The 22,376-nt window shown below is 70.9% G+C and carries 19 protein-coding genes; 14 read left to right on the plus strand and 5 right to left on the minus strand.

The window, feature by feature from the left end:
- Nucleotides 1-175: 175 nt before the first annotated feature.
- Both SY2F82_RS16860 and SY2F82_RS16865 read left to right on the plus strand, forming a co-directional pair.
- The gene (locus tag SY2F82_RS16860; RefSeq protein WP_200419885.1) at nt 176-628 is read left to right on the plus strand and encodes a hypothetical protein; all 453 of its coding nucleotides are present in this window, start codon (nt 176-178) and stop codon (nt 626-628) included.
- Nucleotides 629-672: 44 nt separating this feature from the next.
- Entirely contained in the window at nt 673-1,926 is a 1,254-nt protein-coding gene (locus SY2F82_RS16865) for a glycoside hydrolase family 27 protein (RefSeq protein ID WP_200419886.1), read from the plus strand.
- Between the two features lie 191 nt (nt 1,927-2,117).
- On the opposite strand, the gene SY2F82_RS16870 is transcribed toward SY2F82_RS16865, so the two are convergent.
- Nucleotides 2,118-3,068, minus strand: coding sequence for an expansin EXLX1 family cellulose-binding protein (locus SY2F82_RS16870; RefSeq protein WP_200419887.1), 951 nt, complete (start codon nt 3,066-3,068; stop codon nt 2,118-2,120).
- Nucleotides 3,069-3,580: 512 nt separating this feature from the next.
- Between SY2F82_RS16870 and SY2F82_RS16875 the strand changes: the two genes are divergently transcribed.
- The 6 genes from SY2F82_RS16875 (at nt 3,581) to SY2F82_RS16900 (ending at nt 13,185) form a co-directional block, all read left to right on the plus strand.
- Complete coding sequence (locus tag SY2F82_RS16875; RefSeq protein WP_236041532.1) at nt 3,581-6,451, plus strand: glycoside hydrolase family 3 protein; 2,871 nt, start codon at nt 3,581-3,583, stop codon at nt 6,449-6,451.
- A 133-nt stretch (nt 6,452-6,584) separates the two neighbouring features.
- Nucleotides 6,585-7,568: an acetylxylan esterase gene (locus SY2F82_RS16880; RefSeq protein WP_200419888.1), complete on the plus strand. Its 984-nt coding sequence runs from the start codon at nt 6,585-6,587 to the stop codon at nt 7,566-7,568.
- Between the two features lie 229 nt (nt 7,569-7,797).
- Nucleotides 7,798-9,198 (plus strand): GH1 family beta-glucosidase, encoded by a 1,401-nt coding sequence (locus tag SY2F82_RS16885; RefSeq protein WP_200419889.1) that lies wholly within the window; start codon nt 7,798-7,800, stop codon nt 9,196-9,198.
- The gene (yicI, locus tag SY2F82_RS16890; protein ID WP_200419890.1) at nt 9,195-11,474 is read left to right on the plus strand and encodes an alpha-xylosidase; all 2,280 of its coding nucleotides are present in this window, start codon (nt 9,195-9,197) and stop codon (nt 11,472-11,474) included. Before SY2F82_RS16885 ends, yicI begins: the two co-directional genes overlap by 4 nt.
- A 109-nt stretch (nt 11,475-11,583) precedes the next feature.
- Nucleotides 11,584-12,576, plus strand: a complete 993-nt coding sequence (locus SY2F82_RS16895) for a phosphotransferase family protein (protein ID WP_200419891.1) — start codon at nt 11,584-11,586, stop codon at nt 12,574-12,576.
- 60 nt (nt 12,577-12,636) lie between these two features.
- Nucleotides 12,637-13,185 carry a GNAT family N-acetyltransferase gene (locus SY2F82_RS16900; protein ID WP_200419892.1) on the plus strand — a complete coding sequence of 183 codons (549 nt, stop codon included), beginning with the start codon at nt 12,637-12,639 and terminating at the stop codon, nt 13,183-13,185.
- 149 nt (nt 13,186-13,334) lie between these two features.
- On the opposite strand, the gene SY2F82_RS16905 is transcribed toward SY2F82_RS16900, so the two are convergent.
- The gene (locus tag SY2F82_RS16905; RefSeq protein WP_200419893.1) at nt 13,335-13,886 is read right to left on the minus strand and encodes a hypothetical protein; all 552 of its coding nucleotides are present in this window, start codon (nt 13,884-13,886) and stop codon (nt 13,335-13,337) included.
- A 234-nt stretch (nt 13,887-14,120) separates the two neighbouring features.
- A complete protein-coding gene (locus tag SY2F82_RS16910; protein WP_236041535.1) occupies nt 14,121-14,984 on the minus strand; it encodes a PhzF family phenazine biosynthesis isomerase in 864 nt (287 codons plus the stop codon).
- Between the two features lie 91 nt (nt 14,985-15,075).
- Here SY2F82_RS16910 and SY2F82_RS16915 point away from each other — a divergent pair, with 91 nt between their 5' ends.
- The 4 genes from SY2F82_RS16915 to SY2F82_RS16930 all read left to right on the plus strand — a co-directional run bounded on the left by SY2F82_RS16915 (nt 15,076) and on the right by SY2F82_RS16930 (nt 18,949).
- A complete protein-coding gene (locus SY2F82_RS16915) occupies nt 15,076-15,963 on the plus strand; it encodes a LysR family transcriptional regulator (protein ID WP_200419895.1) in 888 nt (295 codons plus the stop codon).
- Between the two features lie 122 nt (nt 15,964-16,085).
- On the plus strand, nt 16,086-17,231 hold the full coding sequence (locus SY2F82_RS16920; RefSeq protein ID WP_200419896.1) for a molybdopterin-dependent oxidoreductase: 1,146 nt from the start codon (nt 16,086-16,088) through the stop codon (nt 17,229-17,231).
- Nucleotides 17,228-17,632 (plus strand): hypothetical protein, encoded by a 405-nt coding sequence (locus tag SY2F82_RS16925; protein ID WP_200419897.1) that lies wholly within the window; start codon nt 17,228-17,230, stop codon nt 17,630-17,632. Before SY2F82_RS16920 ends, SY2F82_RS16925 begins: the two co-directional genes overlap by 4 nt.
- Before the next feature lie 264 nt (nt 17,633-17,896).
- Nucleotides 17,897-18,949: an NAD(P)-dependent oxidoreductase gene (locus SY2F82_RS16930; protein WP_200419898.1), complete on the plus strand. Its 1,053-nt coding sequence runs from the start codon at nt 17,897-17,899 to the stop codon at nt 18,947-18,949.
- Nucleotides 18,950-19,049: 100 nt separating this feature from the next.
- On the opposite strand, the gene SY2F82_RS16935 is transcribed toward SY2F82_RS16930, so the two are convergent.
- Together SY2F82_RS16935 and SY2F82_RS16940 are read right to left on the minus strand one after the other, a co-directional pair.
- Nucleotides 19,050-20,162: a sensor histidine kinase KdpD gene (locus tag SY2F82_RS16935; protein ID WP_200419899.1), complete on the minus strand. Its 1,113-nt coding sequence runs from the start codon at nt 20,160-20,162 to the stop codon at nt 19,050-19,052.
- A complete protein-coding gene (locus SY2F82_RS16940; protein WP_236041537.1) occupies nt 20,152-20,877 on the minus strand; it encodes a response regulator transcription factor in 726 nt (241 codons plus the stop codon). Before SY2F82_RS16940 ends, SY2F82_RS16935 begins: the two co-directional genes overlap by 11 nt.
- 113 nt (nt 20,878-20,990) lie before the next feature.
- On the opposite strand from SY2F82_RS16940, the gene SY2F82_RS16945 reads away from it, so the two are divergent.
- Together SY2F82_RS16945 and SY2F82_RS16950 are read left to right on the plus strand one after the other, a co-directional pair.
- Nucleotides 20,991-21,710 (plus strand): glycosyltransferase family 2 protein, encoded by a 720-nt coding sequence (locus tag SY2F82_RS16945; RefSeq protein WP_200419901.1) that lies wholly within the window; start codon nt 20,991-20,993, stop codon nt 21,708-21,710.
- Nucleotides 21,707-22,360 (plus strand): DUF2064 domain-containing protein, encoded by a 654-nt coding sequence (locus SY2F82_RS16950; protein ID WP_200419902.1) that lies wholly within the window; start codon nt 21,707-21,709, stop codon nt 22,358-22,360. Before SY2F82_RS16945 ends, SY2F82_RS16950 begins: the two co-directional genes overlap by 4 nt.
- The last annotated feature ends 16 nt before the right edge of the window (nt 22,361-22,376 follow it).

Genomic DNA, 22,376 nt, shown 5'->3' on the forward strand with positions numbered 1-22,376 from the left:
GAATCACCTGCTCATACCCACCCGCGCCCCGACCGACCCACCGCGGACTCGGTCGGGGCGCGGCTCAATGATCCGCATCGATGTAAAGCGAGTTCATGTCGGGGGACGCCGGACTCGAAACGCCTCTGCTTCGACAACGCCCACGTCTGGCCCACGCTCAACTACAGTCCAGCGCATGCGCTCGGTGAACTCCGGCGACACGGCGCTTTTCACGGACGTCCGCCTGGGTTCCCCCGGTGCGGAGACGGCCCCCGGATCCGTCGCCTGGCGCCCTGAGTCCGGTGTCCGGGAGCCCGACGGCGAGGGCCTGGTCCGGCAGACGCAGAGCGGCACGGGAGCCAGGCTGTCGCTCGCGGACGCGGTGGACGGGCCGTCGTACGTCTTCGCCGTCCGGGCCCGGAAGACGGCCGGAGGCGAGGGGCTCGTCCTCGGCTTCGCCAGGACCTCCTCGCGGACCACGCTCGCGGCCCAGCCGCACGGCACGAGCAGCTTCGCACCCACCCCGGACTCCCCGGTCGAGGACCGTGCGACCGACCCGGTCTGCGACCTCGCGCCCTGCTCCTCCACAGTTCTGCGCACCCGCGCGGAAAGCGTCGTGCGCGCCCGCACCGAAAGCGATCAGCGATGACCCGACAGCCACGCCCAATACCCCCGCACCCGGCGCGTCCGCCGATGGGGTGGAACAGCTGGGACTGCTACGGCACCACTGTCACCGAGGACGAGGTGCTCGCCAACGCGGTCTTCATGCGCGACCACCTGCTCGCGCACGGCTGGGACACCGTCGTGGTGGACATCCAGTGGTACGAGCCGACGGCCCGCGCTCACGGCTACAACACGGACGCGCCCGTGGTCCTGGACGCCTACGGCCGCCAACTCCCGGCGCCGAACCGGTTCCCCTCCGCCGCTGCGGGAGCGGGCTTCGCACCGCTGGCCCAGCGGGTGCACGACCTGGGTCTGCGTTTCGGCCTGCACATCATGCGCGGCATCCCCCGCCGCGCCGTCGCCGCCCGGCTGCCCGTCGCGGGAACCGGCTTCACGGCCGACGAGATCGCCGACACCGGTTCGGTATGCCCCTGGAACTCCGACAACTACGGTCTCGACCACGACCACCCGGGCGCCCAGGCGTACTACGACTCCCAGGTCGCCCAGTTCGCCGACTGGGGGGTCGACTTCGTCAAAGCCGACGACATGCTGTTCCCGTACCCCGAGCGGGAGATAGCCGCCTACGCCCGGGCCATCGAGCGCAGCGGGCGGCCGATCGAGCTGAGTCTGTCGCCCGGCACCGACGTCTCGCTGGCCCGTCTCGACCATCTGCGGGAACACGCCACCATGTGGCGGATCTGCGACGACCTGTGGGACCGGTGGGAGGACGTCGAAGCCCAGTTCGCGCGCATGGCCCGCTGGGCTCCCTGGCAGAGTGAGCGCGGCTGGGCGGACGCCGACATGCTGCCGTTGGGGCACGTCGGCATCCGCGCCGAGCGCGGCGAGGACCGGCTGTGCTCCCTCACCCACGCCGAGCAGACCAGCCTGCTCACCCTGTGGCTGATCTCGCGTTCCCCGCTGATGATGGGCGGCGACCTGCCCACCAGCCCTCCGGAGACCATCGACCTCCTCACCAACGACGAGGCGCTGGCCGTGCTGTGGCACAGCAGGGACAACCGGGAGGTCCTGCGCGAGCGGGACCTCGTCCTTTGGACGGCCGGGGACGTGGACGGCCGCACCCGTTATGCCGCGGTGTTCTCCCTGTCCGACTCCCCGAGCCAGGTGGCCGTACCCCTCGGGGCCATCGGCGCGGGCGCCGACCACCACGTGCGGGAGGTGTGGACGCGCAGGGACGTCCCGCACGACGGACACGACCTGCGTCTGGAGTTGCCCGCTCACGGAGCGGGCCTGTTCCGCCTGACCCCGCCCGGCGGACCTGCCTGACCCTGAACCCGTGCATCGGCTACGTCCTGAGCAAGGGCCTGTTGCCCGCCGACACACTCGTCGATCTCGCCCGCCCCGAAGCCGTTGCGGGAACCGGTCAAGCCCGGGCCCGGCGTATACGGCGCACCGGGCACGAGGGCCGTACAGCGGGCGTCGCGCCGGCTGCGGGGTTGCGGAAGCGAGCGGCGGGATCAGTGCTGGGCGAACTGGACCTGGGTCGGTTGTACGACGTCCGGCCGCAGCGCGATTCCGTTGATCGTCAGCCGCTCTCCATAGATGTCCGTCAACCTGATCGCGCTGCCGCACCCGCTGCCGTCGGCGGAAATGAAGTAGTTGTAGTCGGTGCGGGGCAGTTGCCGCCAGCCGCCGGAGGTGCGGACCTCCAGCCGCGTGACCGGATTCCTGTGGCCGATCGCCTGGATGCCGCACCAATAGGGGCTGGACCCGGACTTGTACCTGATGGAAATCGTGTCGGACGTGCTGGGGCTCAGCAGGCTCCAGGTGATCGGAATCCGGCCGACCCTGAGGTCGGCGAGTTCGGCGAAGGCCTGTTGGCTGAGGTCGAGTTGCCCGGGCGCGCAGGGCAGGGGGCACTCGTTGGTGATCCGCACCGTGACGGAGTTGCCGTTGGCCGCCCGGACGAGCACGTACGCACCGCACGCCCTGGACGTCTCGTAGTCGGTGGTGTTCATCGCCGCGATCATGAGGTCGGGGCTGGGGCCGAACAGACAGGCGCCGTCCCCGTTCCCGGCCTCGTAGGCGGTGGCGACTCCTCGGTAGGTGGTCCCGGGCTGAATCCGTCCCGCCGACGAGGTCGTGGTGGACGCAGTTCGCGGGGGCCGCGGCCTGTGAGTGGGAGAGGGCTCATCTGCCGGGGTGGTCGCAGAAGCCGTCGAGGTCGGGGTGCCAGTCGGTCTCGGGGAGCCAGGAGCGGTCGGGGTAGCCGTCTTGGTTGCGGCGGTGGCTCCCACTCGGGTGGCGACGGGTGCGGCCGCCGCAGACCGTGCATCGACCTTGCGGTCGGGCAGCAACGCCACCACCAGGGTGGCGAGAACGCCCGCGGCGGTCAGCCCCAAGACGGTGCCCAGCATGATCCTGCGTCTGTGCCTGCGCTGCCGCGCGGCCCGCCTCGCTGTCTTCATCACCCGTCCGTTCGGAACATCGAGCTGATAGTGCACTGCTCAGTGACCGCAGGAAGGGAAAAGGTTGCCGGCTTCTTCATCGCTCATCCGTTCTGGAAGATCGAGCCGGTGCCCCCCTGGTGGCCGCCGGTGGGCGGGTGGTTGCCGTTGTTCACGGAGGAGTAGTAGTTGCCGCAGGTATCCGCCGGAGCCGGGCCGGGGCACCCGGAGGCGGACAGCAGGCCGCCACTGCGAGTCGATGCGCTTCGACAAGCATTAACTTAACGTCCGCTTTCACACCCCACAAGTGGTCGCCACGCAACTCGCGTTCTTCTCCCCGGCACCGGTCCGGACCTGGCCAGTCCTCAGAGTTGTCCGAGCATTCAGGCAGTTGAGACGGGTTGAGCGACGGTGAAATGCTCACCGGCCGATTGACAGCCCGGCTGCTCCATGTCACTTTCGAAGCGCTTCGACAACCTGCACTACCGCCATACGCTTCCGCTTCCTCGCTCATCGCCCAAGGGGTTGCCACCGTGAACAGCCCGTCCAAGCGCGCCCTGCCCGAAGCAGGGTCGCCGTTCCGCGATCCCGCGCTTCCGACGAGCAAGCGCGTCGACGACCTGCTCGGCCGGCTCACGCTGGACGAGCGGCTGGCCATGCTGCACCAGTACGCCCCGGCCGTCCCGCGCCTGGGCATCGCCTCGTTCCGCACGGGAACAGAGGCGTTGCACGGTGTCGCCGGGCTGGGGGTGGCGACCGTCTTTCCCCAGGCCGTGGGGCTGGGGGCCTCGTGGGACGAGGATCTGGTGCGCGCCGTCGCCGAAGCGGTCTCGGTCGAAGTGCGCGCTTTCCACCGGCACCGGCCGACCCCGACCGGGTCCGGCACCAACGGCCTGCAGATCTGGTCGCCCGTGGTGAACCTGCTGCGCGATCCCAGGTGGGGCCGCAACGAGGAGGGCTACTCCGAGGACCCGCTGCACACCGCACGCCTCGGTACCGCGTACTGCCGGGGCCTGGCCGGCGACCATCCCGACTTCCTGCGCGCCGCCCCGGTGCTCAAGCACTTCCTCGCCTACAACAACGAGAACGATCGCTGTATCACCTCCTCCGGCCTGCGCCCCCGCGTGCTGCACGAGTACGACCTGGCAGCCTTCCGCCCGATCATCGCCTCCGGCGCGGCCACCGGCGCGATGGCCGCCTACAACCTGGTCAACGGCCGCCCCTGCCACGTCAGTCCGCTCATCGAGGACGAGCTGCGGCGCTGGGCTCGGCAGACCGGCCACGAGCTGTTCGTGGTCAGCGACGAGCAGGCGCCCTCCAACCTGGTGGAGATGGAGCACTACTTCGAGGACCACGCCACGTCCCACGCCGCCGCGCTGAAAGCCGGCATCGACAGTTTCACCGACCACCGCGAGGACAGCGCGACCGTGACCGGCCGACTGCGCGAGGCGCTCGAGCGCGGACTGATCGAGGAGGAGGACGTGAACCGGGCGGTGCGCCGCCAGCTGCAACTCCGCTTCCGCCTCGGTGAGTTCGACCCCGACCTCGACCCCTACGCCGGCATCGGCCCGGAGGTGATCGACTGCCCCGAGCACCGCGCCCTCGCCCGGCGCGCCGCGACCGAGTCGGTGGTGCTGCTCAAGAACGACGGCCTGCTGCCCCTGAATCCGGAGCGAGCACCACGAATAGCCGTCATCGGGCCGCACGCCGACACCCTGTACGAGGACTGGTACAGCGGCACCCTTCCGTACCAGGTCGGCATCGCGACCGGCCTGCGCGCCGCGCTCGCGCAGGCGGGCGGCGAGGTGGTCTGCGTGCAGGGTGCCGACCGGATCGCGCTGCGCTCCCGCACCTCCGGCGAGCCGCTGGGTGCGGCCGCCTTCGACGTCCAGGAGTGGGGCGACGGCGTCCTCACCCTGTGCGAGGCCGTGACCGGCCGCTACCTCGGCCTTCAGGACGACGCCTCGCTCGTCGCCGAACAGACGCTGCTGAAGAACTGGTTCGTCAACGAGACCTTCCGTCTGGAGCCCGCCCCGGACGGTGAGGGCGGCACCTTCCTGCTCCGCAACGTGCGCACCGGCCGCTACGCCGCCCTCGATCCCGCCGACGGCCGGGTGCGCGTCACCGCCGAGAGCCCCGCGACGGCCGAGCGCTGGCAGCGAGAACTGCTGCGCGACGGAGCGGCCGAAGCGCGGGCCGTCGCCGAGGAAGCCGACGTGGCGATCGTCGTCCTTGGCAACCACCCGATGATCAACGGCCGCGAGACCGAGGACCGTACCGGGATCGCCCTGCCCGAGACCCAGGAAGCGTTGTTGCGCACGGTTGCCGCGGTCCGCCCGGAGACGGCGCTGGTCGTCATGAGCAGTTACCCCTACGCCGTCGACTGGGCCGACGCCCACCTGCCGGCCGTGCTGTGGACTTCGCACGGCGGCCAGGAGACCGGCCGCGCGCTGGCCGCGGTGCTGCTCGGCGAGGCCGACCCGGCCGGGCGGCTGCCGCAGACCTGGTACCGCGGCGACGACGAACTGCCGCACCCACTCGACTACGACATCATCAACGCGGGCTGGACGTACCAGTACCACCGGGCCGCACCCCTCTACCCCTTCGGACACGGCCTGTCGTACACCGACTTCGCCCACCGCGACCTGCGGCTCTCCGCGGACTCCATGACCCAGGACGGCTCGGTGGACGTCACGGTGACGCTGGCCGACACCGGCTTCCGGCCCGGAAGCGAGGTCGTCCAGCTCTACGTCCGGCCCCTGAACCCCCGCTACCGGGCGCCCCGGCTGCGGCTGGCCGACTTCCGCAAGGTCCGGCTCGACCCGGGCGAGAGCAGGGAGCTCACCTTCCGGCTCCCCGCCGAACGGCTCGCCCACTGGGACGTCACCACCGGAGCCTTCACCGTCGACCCCGGCGACTACGAGGTGCTGCTCGCGCGCTCCGCCGAGAACATCGTCGGCAGCACGCGGCTCACCGTGACCGGGCCCGCGCCCAGCCCCCGTGCGGTCGTCGACCGGCGTACCCTGGCCGTCGACTTCGACGACCACGCGGACATCACCCTCGTCGACGCCACCCGAGCCTCCGGCGACGCGGTCGCCCCCGCAGATCCGGCGCGCCCCGCGACGCTGCTGTTCCGCTCTGCCGACCTGACCGGAGCGGCCCGGGTCGAGGCCGAGGTCGCCCGCGAGGGCGACACTGCAGGCGAGGCGAGCGTGGAGGTGCGGGCGGGCGAGCGGAAGCTGGCACGGATCGCGGTGCCGGTCACCGGCGACCAGTACGCCTGGACCACGGTCACCACGGAACTGTCCGGCGTCGAAACCGGCCTGCACGACCTGACCTTGGTCCTCCACGGCCGCATCCGCCTCGCAGCGTTCCGCTTCGACTCGTCGCAGGCGAACGGCTGAGCGTCCGCCTCCCAGACCGGCGGCCGCTCGTCCTCGGGTGATGACGGGCCGCCGTCCACGCCCAGGAGCTCCCGTGCTGTTCACGTTCCATCACCCCGCCGCTTCACCGTCTCTCCATCCGGAGGAAGTCCCCATGCCCCTCACCGACCTCGGCCATGACGAACTCGTCGGCTACCGACCGGTGTCCACCGCACCGCACGACTTCGACGCCTTCTGGCAGCGCACCCTCGACGACGCCCGGTCACAGGGCGGAGCGGTGAAGGCCGAGCGCGTCACCGACCGGTTCCGGCTGCGCACCGTCGAAGTGGACGACGTGCGCTTCCCCGGCTGGAACGGCGAACCGGTGGCCGCCTGGCTGCTCCGCCCGCGCGGAGCCGAAGGGCTGCTGCCCGTCGTCGTCACCTACATCGGCTACTCCGGCGGCCGCGGCCTGCCCACCGACCACCTCTTCTGGTCCGCGGCCGGCTACGCCCAGCTCGTCGTCGACAGCCGCGGCCAGGGCCACGACACCCCGGACCGGACCCTGGGCGACGGCACCCAGTGGGCCGAGGGGTTCATGACCCGCGGTATCGACTCGCCCGAGAACTACTACTACCGGCGCCTGATGACCGACTGCGCGCGGGCGGTGGACGCCGTCGCGGAACTGCCCGGCCTCGACGCCCGCCGGGTCGTGGTCGCCGGCGGCAGCCAGGGCGGCGGACTGGCCCTCGCCGCCGCCGGACTCCTCGGGGACAGGGTGGCGGCGGTGATGCCCGACGTGCCGTTCCTGTGCCACTTCCGCCGCGCCGTCCAGATCACCGGCGAGGGCCCCTACCCGGAAATCGCCAAGTACCTGCGCTGGCACAGCCGCCACCGCGTGGAGCCGACCTTCGCCACCCTCGACTACTTCGACGGCGTCCACTTCGCTCAACGGGCCACCGCACCGGCCCTGTTCAGCGTCGGCCTGATGGATCCGATCTGCCCGGCCTCCACGGTCTACGCCGCCTTCAACCACTACGCGGGTGAGGACCGGACCATGACCGTCTGGCCTTTCGCCGACCACGGCGGCGGCTGCGGCTCCAACCCACCCGTGCAACTGGACTGGCTGGCCGAGCGCGGGCTCGCACCCGAGCAGTGACCTCTGCACCACAGCCACCCGTCTCCGTTCGGGGAACGACCGTCTCACCCGACCGCGAACGGCTGCTGACGCGGACGCCGCCCGGGCGTCACACCAGCGGCCCCACCGCACACACGGAGCAGCACTCCGCCCGGGCCGCCTCCGCCACCGTGCGCCGTCGGCATGTCCGCCGGCTGACCACGAGCTGGTATCAGCCACTACTTCGACGAGACCCACGAGGTGCCCCCACGTGAGTTCCCCGCACTTCCCGGTACTGCCCCCCGGCTTCCGTTTCGGCGCCGCCACCGCGGCCTACCAGATCGAGGGTGCCCACGACGAGGACGGGCGTGGCCCGTCCATCTGGGACACCTTCAGTCACAGCCCCGGGCGTACGCTCGGGGGCGCCACGGGCGACACCGCCTGCGACCACTACCACCGCCACCGCGAGGACGTCGCCCTGCTGCGCGAGCTCGGCGTGGACGGCTACCGCTTCTCGATCGCCTGGTCCCGGCTGCTGCCCCAGGGCACCGGACCGATCAACCACAAGGGCCTGGACTTCTACGACCGCCTGATCGACGAGCTGCTGGCCGCCGGGGTCTCACCCGCGGTCACCCTCTACCACTGGGACCTGCCACAGGCCCTTGAGGACCGTGGAGGCTGGCGCGCACGAGAGACCGCCGAGGCGTTCGCGCGGTACGCGGCCCTCGCCGCCGAGCGCTACGGCGACCGGGTGGACCGCTGGATCACGCTCAACGAGCCCTACTGCTCGGCCTTCGTGGGCTACGCCGAGGGGCGGCACGCGCCTGGGGCCGAGGAGGGCCGCGGCGCGCTCGCGGCCGCACACCACCTGTTGGTCGCCCACGGCCTCGCGGTGCGGGAGCTGCGAGCCGCAGGCGCACGGGAAATCGGGATCACCCTCAACCTCGACCGCATCCATGCCGCCTCCGACCGGCCCGAGGACCGTGCCGCCCTGCGTCGTGCCGAGACCCTCCACAACGACATCTGGACGGAACCGCTCCTTGCCGGGCGCTACCCCCTGCACGAGGCCGAGACCTGGGCCGGACTCGCCGACGGCCCCTGGCGGCTGCCGGGCGACCTGGACCTGATCGGTGCTCCGCTGGACTTCCTCGGCGTCAACTTCTACCGGCCCTTCACCGTGGCCGCCGCGCCGCACCGCGTGGCCGACCCCGAACAGCGCACCGCCGTGGACATCGGCGTGGCCGAGCTGGACCCGTACGGCACCCGCCACACGACCATGGGCTGGCCGGTCGTCCCGACCGCGTTCACCGAGCTGCTCTGCGGCCTCCACGCCCGCTACCCGCAGGCGCCGCCGATCTGGATCACCGAGAACGGCTCGGCGGAGGCCGACACGGTCTCACCCGACGGCCAGGTCCACGACCCCGACCGCATCGGGTACCTCGCCGACCACCTCACCGCCGTGGCCGACGCCATCGCCGCCGGTGTGGACGTACGCGGCTACTACGCCTGGTCGCTGCTGGACAACTTCGAGTGGGCACGCGGCTACGACCAGCGTTTCGGCCTCGTCCACGTCGACTACGGCACCCTGGCCCGCACCCCCAAGGACAGCTACCACTGGTACCGGGGTCTGATCGCCGCGCACCGCGCGCGCACGGAGGAACCTGCCCGATGAAGTTCACCGACGGCTACTGGCTGATGCGTCCCGGCTGCACGGCCCGCTACGCCGCCGAGGTCGCCGACGTCCGCGCCGAGGACCACCGGATGACCCTGTACGCGCCCGTGAAACACGTGAGCCGGCGCGGGCAGACGCTCAACAGCCCGCTGCTGACGGTGGAGTGCTGGTCCCCGGCCGAGGGGGTCATCGGTGTGCGGACGACCCACCATGCCGGATCGCGCCGGGGCCCGGAGTTCGCGTTGCCCGGCGCCGGTGTGCATGTCGGCAAGGTGCGCCGGGACGGAGCGGTGCTGGAGCTGGTCTCCGGCGAACTGACGCTGCGCGTGGACACGGAACAGCCGTGGCGGCTGGAGTTCACCGCCGACGGACGGGTGCTGACCTCCGCGGACGAGCGCGGCACGGGGTTCGTCACCGACGGTGAAGGCCGCCACCACATGCTCGGCCAGCTCTCGTTGGGAGTCGGAGAACTGGTCTACGGCCTGGGGGAGCGGTTCACTCCGTTCGTCAAGAACGGCCAGACGGTCGACATCTGGCAGGCCGACGGTGGCACCAGCAGTGAACAGGCCTACAAAAACGTCCCGTTCCACCTCACCAACCGGGGCTACGGCGTCTTCGTCAACCATCCGGGCAAGGTCAGCTACGAGGTCGGTTCGGAGTCGGTAGGCCAGGTCCAGTTCAGCGTCGAGGACCAGTCGCTGGAGTACTTCGTCGTGTACGGCCCCACCCCGAAGCAGATCCTGGAGCGCTACACCGCGCTCAGCGGACGCCCGGCCCTGCCCCCGGCATGGGCGCTGGGGCTGTGGCTGACCACGTCCTTCACGACCGACTACGACGAGGCCACCGTCAACCGGTTCATCGACGGCATGGCCGAGCGCGGCATTCCGCTGAGCGTCTTCCACTTCGACTGCTTCTGGATGCGCGCCTACCAGTGGTGCGACTTCGACTGGGACTCCGGAACCTTCCCCGACCCGGAGGGCATGCTGGCCCGGCTCAAGGAGCGGGGACTGAAGATCTCCGCCTGGATCAACCCGTACATCGCCCAGAAGTCCACGCTGTTCGAAGAGGGCATGCGCGAGGGCCACCTGGTGCGCCGCCCGGACGGCAGCGTGTGGCAGTGGGACCTGTGGCAGGCCGGCATGGCCCTGGTGGACTTCACCAACCCGGCCGCCCGCGACTGGTACACCGGCAAACTGCGCACCCTCCTCGCCCAGGGCGTCGACTGCTTCAAGACCGACTTCGGCGAGCGCATCCCCACCGACGTCGTCTGGCACGACGGCTCCGACCCGGAGCGGATGCACAACTACTACACCCACCTCTACAACCAGGCCGTCTTCGAGCTGCTGCGCGAGGAGCGCGGCGAGGGCGAGGCCCTGCTCTTCGCCCGCTCGGCCACCGCCGGCGGCCAGCAGTACCCGGTCCACTGGGGCGGGGACTGCGACTCCCACTTCGGTGCCATGGCCGAGTCGCTGCGCGGCGGCCTCTCCCTCGGTCTGTCCGGGTTCGGCTTCTGGAGCCACGACATCGGCGGCTTCGAGGGCACCCCCACCCCGATGGTCTTCAAGCGCTGGGTGCAGTTCGGCCTGCTCTCCTCGCACAGCCGCCTGCACGGCAGCAATTCGTACCGCGTCCCGTGGGACTACGGCGAGGAAGCGGTCGAGGTCACCCGCGAGTTCACCCTCCTCAAGCACCGCCTCGCCCCCTACCTCCAGCGCGCCGCGCAGCAGGCCCACACCACGGGCGTCCCGGTGATGCGCGCCATGCTGCTGGAGTTCCCCGACGATCCCACCGCCGCCGTGCTCGACCGGCAGTACATGCTCGGCGACGACCTGCTCGTCGCCCCGGTCTTCTCCGAGGACGGCACGGTGGAGTACTACGTGCCAGAGGGGACGTGGACGAATGTACTGACCGGCGTCCAGGTCACCGGCCCGCGCTGGGTGCGCGACCACCACGGCTTCCACACCCTGCCGCTGCTCGCCCGCCCCGACTCGGTCATCCCGTTCGCCGCCGAGGACCAGCGCCCCGTGTCGGCCTGGGCCGACGGTGTCGAGTTGCGGGTCCACGCCTTCGCCGACGGCGCGGAACGCACGCTGGTGATCCCGCGCGCCGACGGGCCGGGTGAGACGGCCCGCTTCCACCTGCGCCGCGACGGCGACCGCCTGCGGATCACCACCAACACCCCTCATCCCTGGCAGCTCCGGCTCGGCGGACCGGACGGAACCCTCCACACGAGCCCCGCCGGCACGCCGGCAGCCGACCTGCCCTACCCGCGCTGAACCGAGCACAAGGCGGTTCCCCTGTTCCCCTGCGCGAGCGCAGCGGAACCGGCTCGGTTCCGTTCGCCACTCCAGTCGATGACCCGACCGCAACCGAAAGCGTGCCGCCGTGCAGAGCCAGACCAAGCGCCACATGTCCCCCGACCAGCTCGATGCTCTGCTGCGCAGCACTGTGGGCATCGGGTGCCGCCTTGAGACGGAGCTGACCGACGGCTGGTTCAACAGCGCCTACCGCGTGCTGCTCGACGACGGCCGGCCGGCCGTCGTCAAGCTCGCCCCTCCGGCCGACGCGGCGGTCCTCCGGTACGAGCGCGGCATCCTCGCCACGGAGGCCATGGTGTACCGGCGGCTCGCGGCCCTCCCCGGCGGCAGCGTGCCGACACCGGAACTCTTCTATGCCGGGGAGGAGTTCCTCGCCCTTTCCGTCCTGGAGGGGGTCCCGTGGGACAAGGCGGCAGACCGCATCCACCCCTCCACCGGGGCGGCGCTTCGCCGCGAGCTGGGTGCGATCACCGCGCGTCTGCACACCCTGGCCCCGGAGGACGGGCGGTTCGGCTATCCAGCCGGTGAATCCGGGCTCTGCGCCCCCGACTGGCGGACGGCGTTCACCGCGATGGTGGACGCGCTCCTCGACGACGCCGATCGATGGCAGTCCCCGCTGGGCGTGTCGCCGGCCGACATCCGGGCGCTGGTGGCCGAGGGCCGGTACGCCCTCGATGAGGTCGCCGAGCCCCGGCTCGTCCACTTCGACCTGTGGCCGGGCAACATCTTCGTCGACCTCGGCGCCGACGGGACGCACGCCCGGATCACCGGACTCATCGACCACGAACGGGCGTTCTGGGGCGACCCGGCCGCTGAGCTGGTCTCCCTGGCCTTCGGCGGCGACACCGACCCCGACAGCGACCTTGTCGCCGGCTACACCGAGGCCGGAGGCAGCCTCGACTTCGGTCCCGCCTTCCGGCACCGACTGGCCCTCTACCAGCTCTACCTGGGCCTACTGCTCGTCGTCGAATGCGGGCCGCGCGGCTATGGTCCCGATCACCTCGCATTCTGCCGCGACACTCTCGCCGACGCCATGACACGGCTGCGAAGCCTGGGGTAGCCGCCTGCAGGCGCGAGCCGTGTGACGGGCTACCAGGGTGCGTACGATAGCTTGCCCGCCATGACTGAGCTGGGACCCGTCGCCTGGCCACCTGTCCCGATCAGGACCGAGCGGCTCGTGCTCCGCGAGTCCGAGGCCCGCGACCGTGCGGCGTTCATCGAGCTGTTCGCCTCGCCAGAGGTGGGCACCTACCTCGGTGGCCCGCGACCGCGTGATGAGCTCGAGCGCACGGCGCCTGAGGTGCCCGGGCGGCGCCCTGGCTTGTTCGTGATCGATCTCGACGGAGCGATGATCGGCATGGTCACGCTCGATCGGCGCGGCGCAGAGCGTCCGGGTCACATCCGTCCGGATGCCGCAGAGGCCGAACTCGGCTACATGTTCCTGCCGGAGGCGTGGGGATGCGGGTACGCCGGCGAGGCGGGCGCAGCGGCACTCGACTGGTTCGCCGACGCGCTTCCCGGCGAGCCGGTGGTGCTCTGTACGCAGACCGCCAACGACCGTTCGATGCGCCTCGCGGCGAAGCTGGGGTTCACGGAGGTGGAGCGGTTCGAAGAGTTCGGCGCCGAGCAGTGGTTCGGCGTGTGGTCCTCGCTCCCGCCGTCCGATTGAGCTCGTGCTCGACAGCGCGGATACTCGAGGCCATCGATCGGCCGTCGGCCTCGGCGCGCCGCTTGACCGTTGTGCGTGGGCGCGCTGCGGCAGTCGATGAGGTTCGTCGTCTCGTCACGCTGCTGTTCGAAAGACGTCGTTGCATTTCCTCAGTGGACGCCCCGTTGCCCCAACAGGCGAGCGTGTTCCCTCTTCAGATGGGCGAACCCCTGCCGTGCATACGCGGCGAGCTCCTCGCTGGGGAACGGCACCAACGAGAGATGCTGGTCGTATCTGCCCTGCGTCCACCTGGCAGCGGTGATCTCGTAGCCCGAGACATGGGCGCACAGTTGAAGCAAGATCGGCGGCATCTCCGGTTCCGTCAAGAGATCTGCATGCCTGATGACGAGATCGCGCATGGCCTGGATGTTCGGGAGGAACACGGTCGTGACCCACAGCCGCCACTCGGCGAGTTCTTCCTCGGTGGGGGGAGTCTCATGCATGAATGGTGATCTGCCGTCAGGGCGGGCATTGCGCTCCTTGAACGCGTGAAAGCTGCGGCTGTTGGCCTCCGTGAGGGCGAACAGAGGTCCGTAGAAGTCGCTGAGCTGGCGGTTCAGGCGGGCCAGACGTTCTTGGCGCTGTGACAGGCGTAGGCCGTTGAGATAGGTAGCGACATAGCCGACGAACGCCAGTCCGATGGTGACGACCAGTGCGATCATGGAAGGCGATGCTACTGAGCAGTGCCCCCCTCGGTCAGTCGGAGGTGGCAGATGAGGGTTGCGGCGATACCTGCGAAGGCGAGGAAGTCTCGGGCCGGCACATCCGCAATCCACGCCGAGCCAGAAGGCCCTCACCCATTTCAAGATCGGTCAGCCCGCACCTGCATGGCGTGTCCGCAACCCCGTGGTTCAGAACATCGAGCCCACCCGAATCCGCCTGGCGTCCGGTACTGATCATCCGGTGATCGGCACGGCGTGGCCGGTGACCCGTACGCGAGCGTCGTGTGGGCCTGCCTCGACGATCAGGTCGCTCGGCCGTCCCATGTCCTCGCCCTGGCGGATGGCGATCACACCCGCCGGGGGCAACAGGCCGAGCGTACGCAAGTAGCCTCCGAAGGCCGCTGCTGCCGCTCCGGTGGCTGGGTCTTCGACGACGCCGCCGACGGGGAACGGGTCACGCGCGTGGAAGTGATCGTCGCGCTCCCGCCAGACCAGGTGCACCGTCGTCCAGCCGTAGACCTGCATGACACCGGCGAGGGCCTCGAAGTCGTAGTCGAGGTCGGTCAGTCGGCCACGGGAGCCGGCGGCGAGCACCAGATGCTCGTTGCCGGCGAAGGCAACGTGCGGCGGAAGCGCCGGGTCGAGGTCGGCTTTTTCCCACCCCAGGGCCGACAGCGTGGCGTCCACCTCGGCGGCCTGTGCCGGACGGGACCAGGTGGGGACGCTGGTGAGTGTCGCCCGTACAGCACCATGCCCGTCGGCCACGGTCTCCACCTTGATCTCGCCGGCAGGCGTGTCGAAGACCAGAGGACCCGGGCCTATGCGTTCGGCAAGCGCCACCGATACGGCAACGGTGGCGTGCCCGCAGAAGGCGACCTCGGCGCGGGGGCTGAAGTAGCGGAGCGTGAACCGACGGTGCTGTTCGTCGCGCGAGGTGACGAATGCTGTCTCGGAGTACCCCACCTCGCCGGCGACCGCCAGCATGTGCTGCTCGTCGAGTTGTGCGGCGTCGAGAACGACGCCGGCCGGATTTCCCCCGTCGGGGTGGGAGGTGAACGCGGCATAGCGCAGGACATCGGTAACCGTTGAGCGAGTCATGCCCTTACCCTCCCGCCCCAACTGCATTAATGCAAACGATGATTATTGATTGAATCGATCGATGTTCACGATGGCTTGCTAGGGTTCGGTCATGGATACCCGGCTGCTCCAGACCTTCACCGCACTCGCCAGGACGGGAAGCTTCACCGGGGCCGCTGCTGAGCTTCAGCTTGCGCAGTCCACGGTCACGGTGCAGATCAGAGCCCTTGAGAACACACTGCGCACCCGGCTCTTCGATCGACTGGCCCGAGGCGCGATGCTCACCGAGGCCGGGCGACGGTTGCTCACCCTGGCCGAAGAAGTCCTGGAGGCCGAGTCACGGTTGCTCGCGGCGGCCAGCGAGGACGGCCCGGTCAACGGGACAGTAGCGGTGGGCGCGGGCGAAACATTGTGCTCTGCCCATCTGCCAGGTGTGATCGCCGCGCTGCGCCGCCTCCATCCCGATGTGGAAGTGCACCTTCAGGCGTGCAGCACCGCCGCCGCCGTTGAAGGACTGCGAGCAGGAAGACTGGACTGCGCTCTCCTGCTGGAAGAACAGGTGGACTACCCGGACGTCACGGCTGAGCGCATCACCAGCCAGCCCCTGGTCCTGCTGTGCGCCCCCGACCATCCGCTTGCCGGCCGCGAACAGCCGACGACCTGGCAGGAACTGGCGCGGGAGAACTTCTTCCTCCACGAGGAAGGCTGTTCCTACAGCGACTGGCTCGCTCAACGTCTACAGGCGGTCGCTGGTGCCCAGCCCCGGCTGACGCGATTCGGCGGCATCGAAGCCACCCGCGCCTGTGTCACAGCCGGACTCGGCCTGACCGTCCTTCCCCACGCCAACGTAGCCGAATACCTGAGCGATGGCCGTCTCTCGGCAGTTCCGGGCCCCTCGCTCCCCGATGTCCCTGTCTACCTGGCCCGCCACCGCCGCCGTCGGCCCTCCCGCGCAGCGCGCGCCGTCGCAGCCCAGGTGGTACGCCACTTCCATACGTGACGGCGCGTCGGGCTTGCCGACGAGGCCTGGGCCTGAGCTCGGCAGCTGCCGGCGCCGTGCCGACGGAACGTCTGTGTTCCGTAAGAGTTCGATGGTTCCGCGACGGTCAGGCGCCGAGTGGGATGGAGGGCATGAAACTGGGTCTCTTTCCGCCGGTGTTCAGGGGCAGACTGCACGATGCCCGCACGGCGACCTCCATCGGCCGGTGGCTGGGGGTGGCGTTCGCCGTCTGCTTCGTCACCGGACTGGTCAGTCACTTCATGCAACACCCGCCGGGCTGGCTGGCCGACAGAGTTCCGAGCCGGCCGGCGTGGGGTTATCGGCTCACTCAGGGACTCCATGTCGCCTCCGGCATCGCGGCGATCCCGTTGCTGACGGCGAAGCTGTGGACGGTATATCCGCGGTTGTATGAATGGCCGTTGGTGCGGTCGGTCAAGCACGCCTTGGAGCGGCTGTCCGTCGGCGTCCTGGTGGCCGGCGCCGTCTTCGAGCTGGCGACCGGGCTGTTGAACACGGCCCAGTGGTACCCGTGGCCGTTCTCGTTCGTACCCGTGCACTACGCGGTGGCGTGGCTGGTCATCGGGGCGCTGCTGCTGCACATCGCGGCCAAGGCGCCGGAGATCAAGGCGCACTGGGCTCGTCGGTCACCCGGGACCCTCGCCCTGCCCGCGCAGGACGACCCCGACCGGCGCTCGCTGCTGGCAGCGGTGGGCGCTGCCGTCGGTGCCGTCACACTGACCACCGTGGGCCAGTCCTTCACCCCGCTGAAGGACTTCCTCCTGTTCGCGCCCCGCCACCCGGACAAAGGCCCGCAGGCGCTGCCGGTCAACCGGACTGCCGAAGCCGCGGGGGTCGGCGGGATCACTGCCGTGGAGTACCGCCTGGTGGTGGCCGGCCCGCAGACGTACACCCTGACCCTGGACGAGCTGCGCGCCCTGCCACAGTACGAGGTCGAGCTGCCGATCGCCTGTGTGGAGGGCTGGAGCAAGTCGGCGCGCTGGACCGGCGTACGAGTCAGGGATCTGCTGGAACGTGCGGGGGCGCCGGAGCATGCGCGGGTGCGGGTGGTGTCGTTGCAGTCGAGGGGCGGTTACCGGGTGTCGGAGATGGGGCCCGAGCACGCCCGCGACCCGCTGACCCTGCTGGCCCTGCGCCTCAACGGCGAGGAACTCGACCCGGACCACGGTTACCCGGCGCGGCTCATCGCTCCCAATCGGCCGGGCGTTCTGCAGACCAAGTGGGTCGGCCGACTGGAGATGCCGGCATGAAGGCATTGCGCATGATCGCGGGTACGGCGGGTGTGGCACTGATGGGGGTCGGGGTGTTCCGGCTGATGGACGTCCACGACTTGGCGGATGTGCTGGTGTGGCTGGGCGGGGCGGTCGTCCTGCACGATGTGGTGATCGCCCCGGCCGTGCTGCTGGTCGGGCTGCTGCTGGTGCGCGGCGCCGCGCGCGGACCGGTCCGCGGGGCCCTGCTGGTCACGGGTGCGTTGACGACGGTGGCGTTGCCCGTGCTGCTACGGCCGGGCAGGCCGGCCAACTCGTCGGTGCTGCCGTTGGACTATCCGCGCAACTGGCTGATCGCACTGGTGGCCGTGGCCATAGTGACGGCGCTCTGGCTGGCCGTGCGTGGGTGCCGGCGCGGTCGCCGACGGCCTGGTGGGTGACTTCCCTGGTCCGGACGACGGACGAACGGTCTTACGGGTGCCTTACGCGGTGCGGGCGGGCGCGACGGACCGCCGGGCGGCGGCCTGCGTGACCGGATGCGCGGGCGTGTCGACCCTGCTCGCCTTCGCTGTGGCCTTCGCCCTCCTGACGGTTTCGGCGTGCCGGCCCGCCGAGGACGCGCGGGAGCCGGGAAGGCTTACGAACCCCTGACATGCTTGCACCGAGCGACCCGCCGCCAGGTGAACCGCATTACGGTCGGTGGCATGTTGATCCTGGTCACCGGCGGTGCGGGTTTCATCGGCTCGCACATCGTCACCGCCCTCATCGACGGGGGGCATGAGGTGCGCGTCCTCGACGCGCTGCTGCCCGCCGCCCACCGCACGCTCCCGCCGATCCCCGACGGGGTGGACTGGCGGCATGCCGACGTCCGTGACGGGGAGGCGGTGGCCGGCGCGCTGCGAGGCGTCGACGCGGTGTGTCACCAGGCCGCGATGGTCGGTCTCGGCAAGGACTTCACCGACGCTCCGGACTACGTGGGCTGCAACGACCTCGGCACCGCCGTGCTCCTTGCCGGTATGGCCGAAACCGGCGTGAGGCGCCTGCTGCTGGCCGGTTCCATGGTGGTCTACGGCGAGGGACGGTACGAGTGCTCGCGGCACGGTGTCGTACGACCCGGGCCGCGCCGGGTGGCGGACCTGGAAGCGGCAGGCTTCGAGCCCCCGTGCCCGCACTGCGGTGAGCCACTGGCCGCGGGCCTGGTGGGCGAGGACGCCCCGGCCGATCCACGCAACGTGTACGCGGCCACGAAGCTGGCGCAGGAGCACCTGGCCGCCGCGTGGGCGCGGGCGACCGGCGGGCGCGTCGCCGCGCTTCGCTACCACAACGTGTACGGCCCGGGCATGCCGCGGGACACTCCCTATGCGGGTGTCGCCTCCCTGTTCCGGTCGGCGCTCGCGCGTGGCGAGGCCCCGCGTGTCTTCGAGGACGGCGGGCAACGGCGGGACTTCGTCCATGTTCGGGACGTAGCCGGCGCCAACCTCGCGGCGCTGGTCGGTGTGGAGGGTCTGCCGGAGGGCGGCTTGCGGGCGTACAACGTCGGCAGTGGAGAGCCGCACACCGTGGGTGAGATGGCCGCAGCGCTGGCCGAGGCGCACGGGGGACCGACACCGGTTGTCACGGGGGAGTACCGGCTCGGCGACGTCCGCCACATCACCGCCTCCTCGCAGCGGATGCGCGACGAGCTGGACTGGAAGCCGCAGGTCGGCTTCGCGGAAGGCATGGCGGAGTTCGCGGCGGCGCCCCTGCGGGCCGGGTGAGTTCGTCCGGTTCCCGGTTGACCGCGCCGGGACCGCGCCGGGACCGGACCGGGACCGGACCGGGCTTCTCCCGCCGGGCCGTCCTGCTCCCTCGTCGTCCTCAGACCGCTGCGGGCAGGTGCACCTCGAACCGGCAGCCGCCCGGAACGTTGCACACCGTCGCGCGTCCCTGGTGGGCCTCCACGATGCCGCGCACGATGGCCAGGCCGAGCCCCGCGCCGGCCGGCGGGGTGCGGGCGTCAGTGCCGCGCCAGCCGGTGTCGAAGACGCGGGGCAGGTCCTCCGGCGGGATGCCGCCGCAGCCGTCCGTCACCGACAGCACGACCCTGTCGGCCTCACGGCGGGCCGACACGGCGACCGTGCCGTCGGCGGGCGTCCGGCGGATCGCGTTGACCAGCAGGTTGGCAAGGACACGGGACATCTCGCGGCCGTCGACTTCCACCGGCACGGGTTCGACTCCGTCGCCCACGAGCCGTACTCCGTGTTCCTCGGCCAGCGCGTCGACGCCGGCGATGGCGTCGCCGACGAGGTCGTAGACCGACATCCGGGCGGGGGACAGAGCGAGCACGCCTGCCTGGATGCGGGAGAGTTCGAACAGGTCGCTGACCATGGCGCTCATACGGCCGACCTCCGCGCGGATGCGGGTGTGGTAGTCGCGGGGATCGTCGACCATGCCGTCCTCGAGGGCCTCGGTCATCGCCTGCAGACCGGCCAGCGGGGTGCGCAGGTCGTGGGAGATCCAGGCGACGAGTTCGCGCCGGGAGGCTTCCAGGGTCCGTTCCCGTTCCCGGGAGGCGGCGAGCTTGGCGCTGGTAGCAGCCAACTGGCGGCTGAGGTGGGCGAGTTCGGCGGTGGGCGCGAGGGTGGGCGGGGTGAAGCTGCCGTCTTCTCCCAGGGCGCGGGTGGCCTCGGCCAGCTCCCGGCTGCCCTTCACGACGCTGCGGCCCAGGATGAGCGTCACGACGAGCGAGACGACCGCTGCCATGGCGCACACCATCGTCACCACCCACAGGTCATGGTCGGACAGGAACATCGCCCAGGACACCAGCATGGTTCCGGCGAGCATGGCCGCCACCGTGACGGCGGCGACCACGGCCAGGGAGACGGCGACGGACCGGTCGCGCAGCGCCCGCAGGGCTGCCGCCCCCAGCAGTCCGGAGCCCCCCGCGCCGATCGCCGCGTACAGCGCGATGAGGAGCGTGTCACCGATCATGGCCGACACCGGCTTCCTGTGACCGGGGAGGGTCGAAGCGGTAGCCGACGCCCCAGACCGTGCTGATGAGACGAGGGTGGGCCGGGTCGTCCTCGATCTTCTCGCGCAGTCGCCGCACATGCACGGTGACGGTCGACAGGTCGCCGAACTCCCAGCCCCAGACCCGCTGCATCAGCTGCTCCCGGCTCGTGGCCTGCCCGGGGTGCCGGATGAAGAACTCCAACAGGTCGAACTCGCGGATGGTCAAGGCCAGTTCGGAGCCGTCACGGGTGGCGCGCCGGGCCGTGGGGTCCAGGGCGAGCGGGCCGGCCCGCAGCCAAGGCTCGGCCGCCTCGGGCCGGAGGGCCGTCGACGCACCGGCCCGGCGGAGCACCGACTGCACCCGCAACACCAGTTCCCGGGGGCTGAACGGTTTGGTCACGTAGTCGTCCGCGCCGACCTCCAGGCCGAGGATGCGGTCCTCCTCCTCGCCTCGCGCGGTCAGCATGATGACCGGGAGGGGGCCTGCCGTACGGATGCGGCGGCAGACCTCCAAGCCGTCCATGCCGGGCAGCATCAGGTCCAGCACCACCAGGTCGGGCTGGCGGGAGGCGGCCTGAGCCACGGCAGCCGCGCCGTCGGAGGCCACGTCGACGGCGAAGCCCGCCCGGTCCAGATATCCCGCGACGACCTCGGAGACGGTCGGGTCGTCGTCCACCACAAGTACGCGTTTCACCCGACCGAGTCTCGCACCGGGATTCCACCGCGGACCGACGCACCCAACGACGTCAGCGATCCGTAAGGAGACGACATCCCTTATGTCCGTTCTGCGTCCGTAGGGTGACTGAGGTGATCGAGACATCCCCCTCTTCCGTGGACGTCGTGCTGCCCTGCCTCGATGAAGCCGAGGCCCTGCCGTGGGTGCTGGAGCGGATCCCGTCCGGCTGGCGCGCGATCGTCGTCGACAACGGATCCACCGACGGTTCCCCGGACATCGCCCAGGACCTGGGTGCGCACGTGGTCAGCGAGCCGAGGCGCGGCTTCGGCGCCGCCTGCCACGCGGGCCTCACCGCCGCCACGGCCGACGTGGTCTGCTTCTGCGACTGCGACGCCTCCCTCGACCCCGGCCTGCTGCCGACCGTCGCCGGCCCCGTCCTCGACGGCGCGGCCGACCTGGTCCTGGGCCGTCGCCGCCCCACCGCCCGCGGTGCCTGGCCCGTACACGCCCGGCTGGCAAATCTGCAGCTGGCCCGCCTCGTCCGCCGCCGCACCGGCCTACGCCTGCACGATCTGGGCCCGATGCGTGCCGCCCGCCGGGAGGCGCTACTGGCCCTGGGCCTGACCGACCGGCGCTCCGGCTATCCGTTGCAGATGGTCGTCCGTGCCGCCGACGCCGGCTGGCGGGTGGCGGAGACCGGCGTGCCCTACCGACCTCGTACGGGCCGTTCGAAGGTCACCGGCACCTGGCGCGGCACCTGGCAGACCGTGCGCGACATGCGTGCCGTCCTGGCCGAGCGGCCATCTGCGGCCCCGGCCGACGGCGCCGGCATCGCGGGAGGCGTCCGATGAACTCCCAGCGTGAGACCGCGGGTTCGGACACCCTGCTGGTCATTGCCAAGGAGCCGGTGCCCGGGCGCGTCAAGACCCGCCTCACCCCGCCCTACACCCCGCGGGAGGCGGCTGCCCTGGCCGAGGCCGCTCTGACCGACACGCTCACCATGATGCTCCAGGTCCCCGCCCGACGCCGGGTGCTGGTCCTCGACGGAGCTCCTGGTCCGTGGCTGCCACCCGGCTTCGAGGTCGTGCCCCAGGCGTCCGGTGGCCTCGACGAGCGGATCGCCGCCGCCTTCACCCTCTGCGACGGACCTTCGCTGCTGGTCGGCATGGACACTCCGCAGCTCACTCCGCGCCTGCTGACCGACGTCGGCCGCGACGGGCACGACGCCTGGTTCGGCCCGGCGACCGACGGCGGATTCTGGGCTCTGGGCTTCGCCGATCCCGGCCGCGACGGTGTCCTGGTGCGGGGCGTACCGATGTCCACTGACCGTACCGGGGCCATCCAGCGTCGCAGGCTCACTGAGGCGGGACTGACGGTCGGCGAACTCCCGCTGCTGCGGGACGTGGACACCGCCGCCGACGCCGCCTCGGTGGCCGCCTGCTGCCCGCCCGGATCCCGGTTCGCCGCCACCCTTGCCTCGCTCGCGGAGAGCGTCCGGTGAGCGGCACATCCCACGG

Origin of the sequence: Streptomyces sp. Y2F8-2, from assembly GCF_014905555.1 — a bacterium.
In the GTDB taxonomy this organism is placed as follows: domain Bacteria; phylum Actinomycetota; class Actinomycetes; order Streptomycetales; family Streptomycetaceae; genus Streptomyces; species Streptomyces cynarae.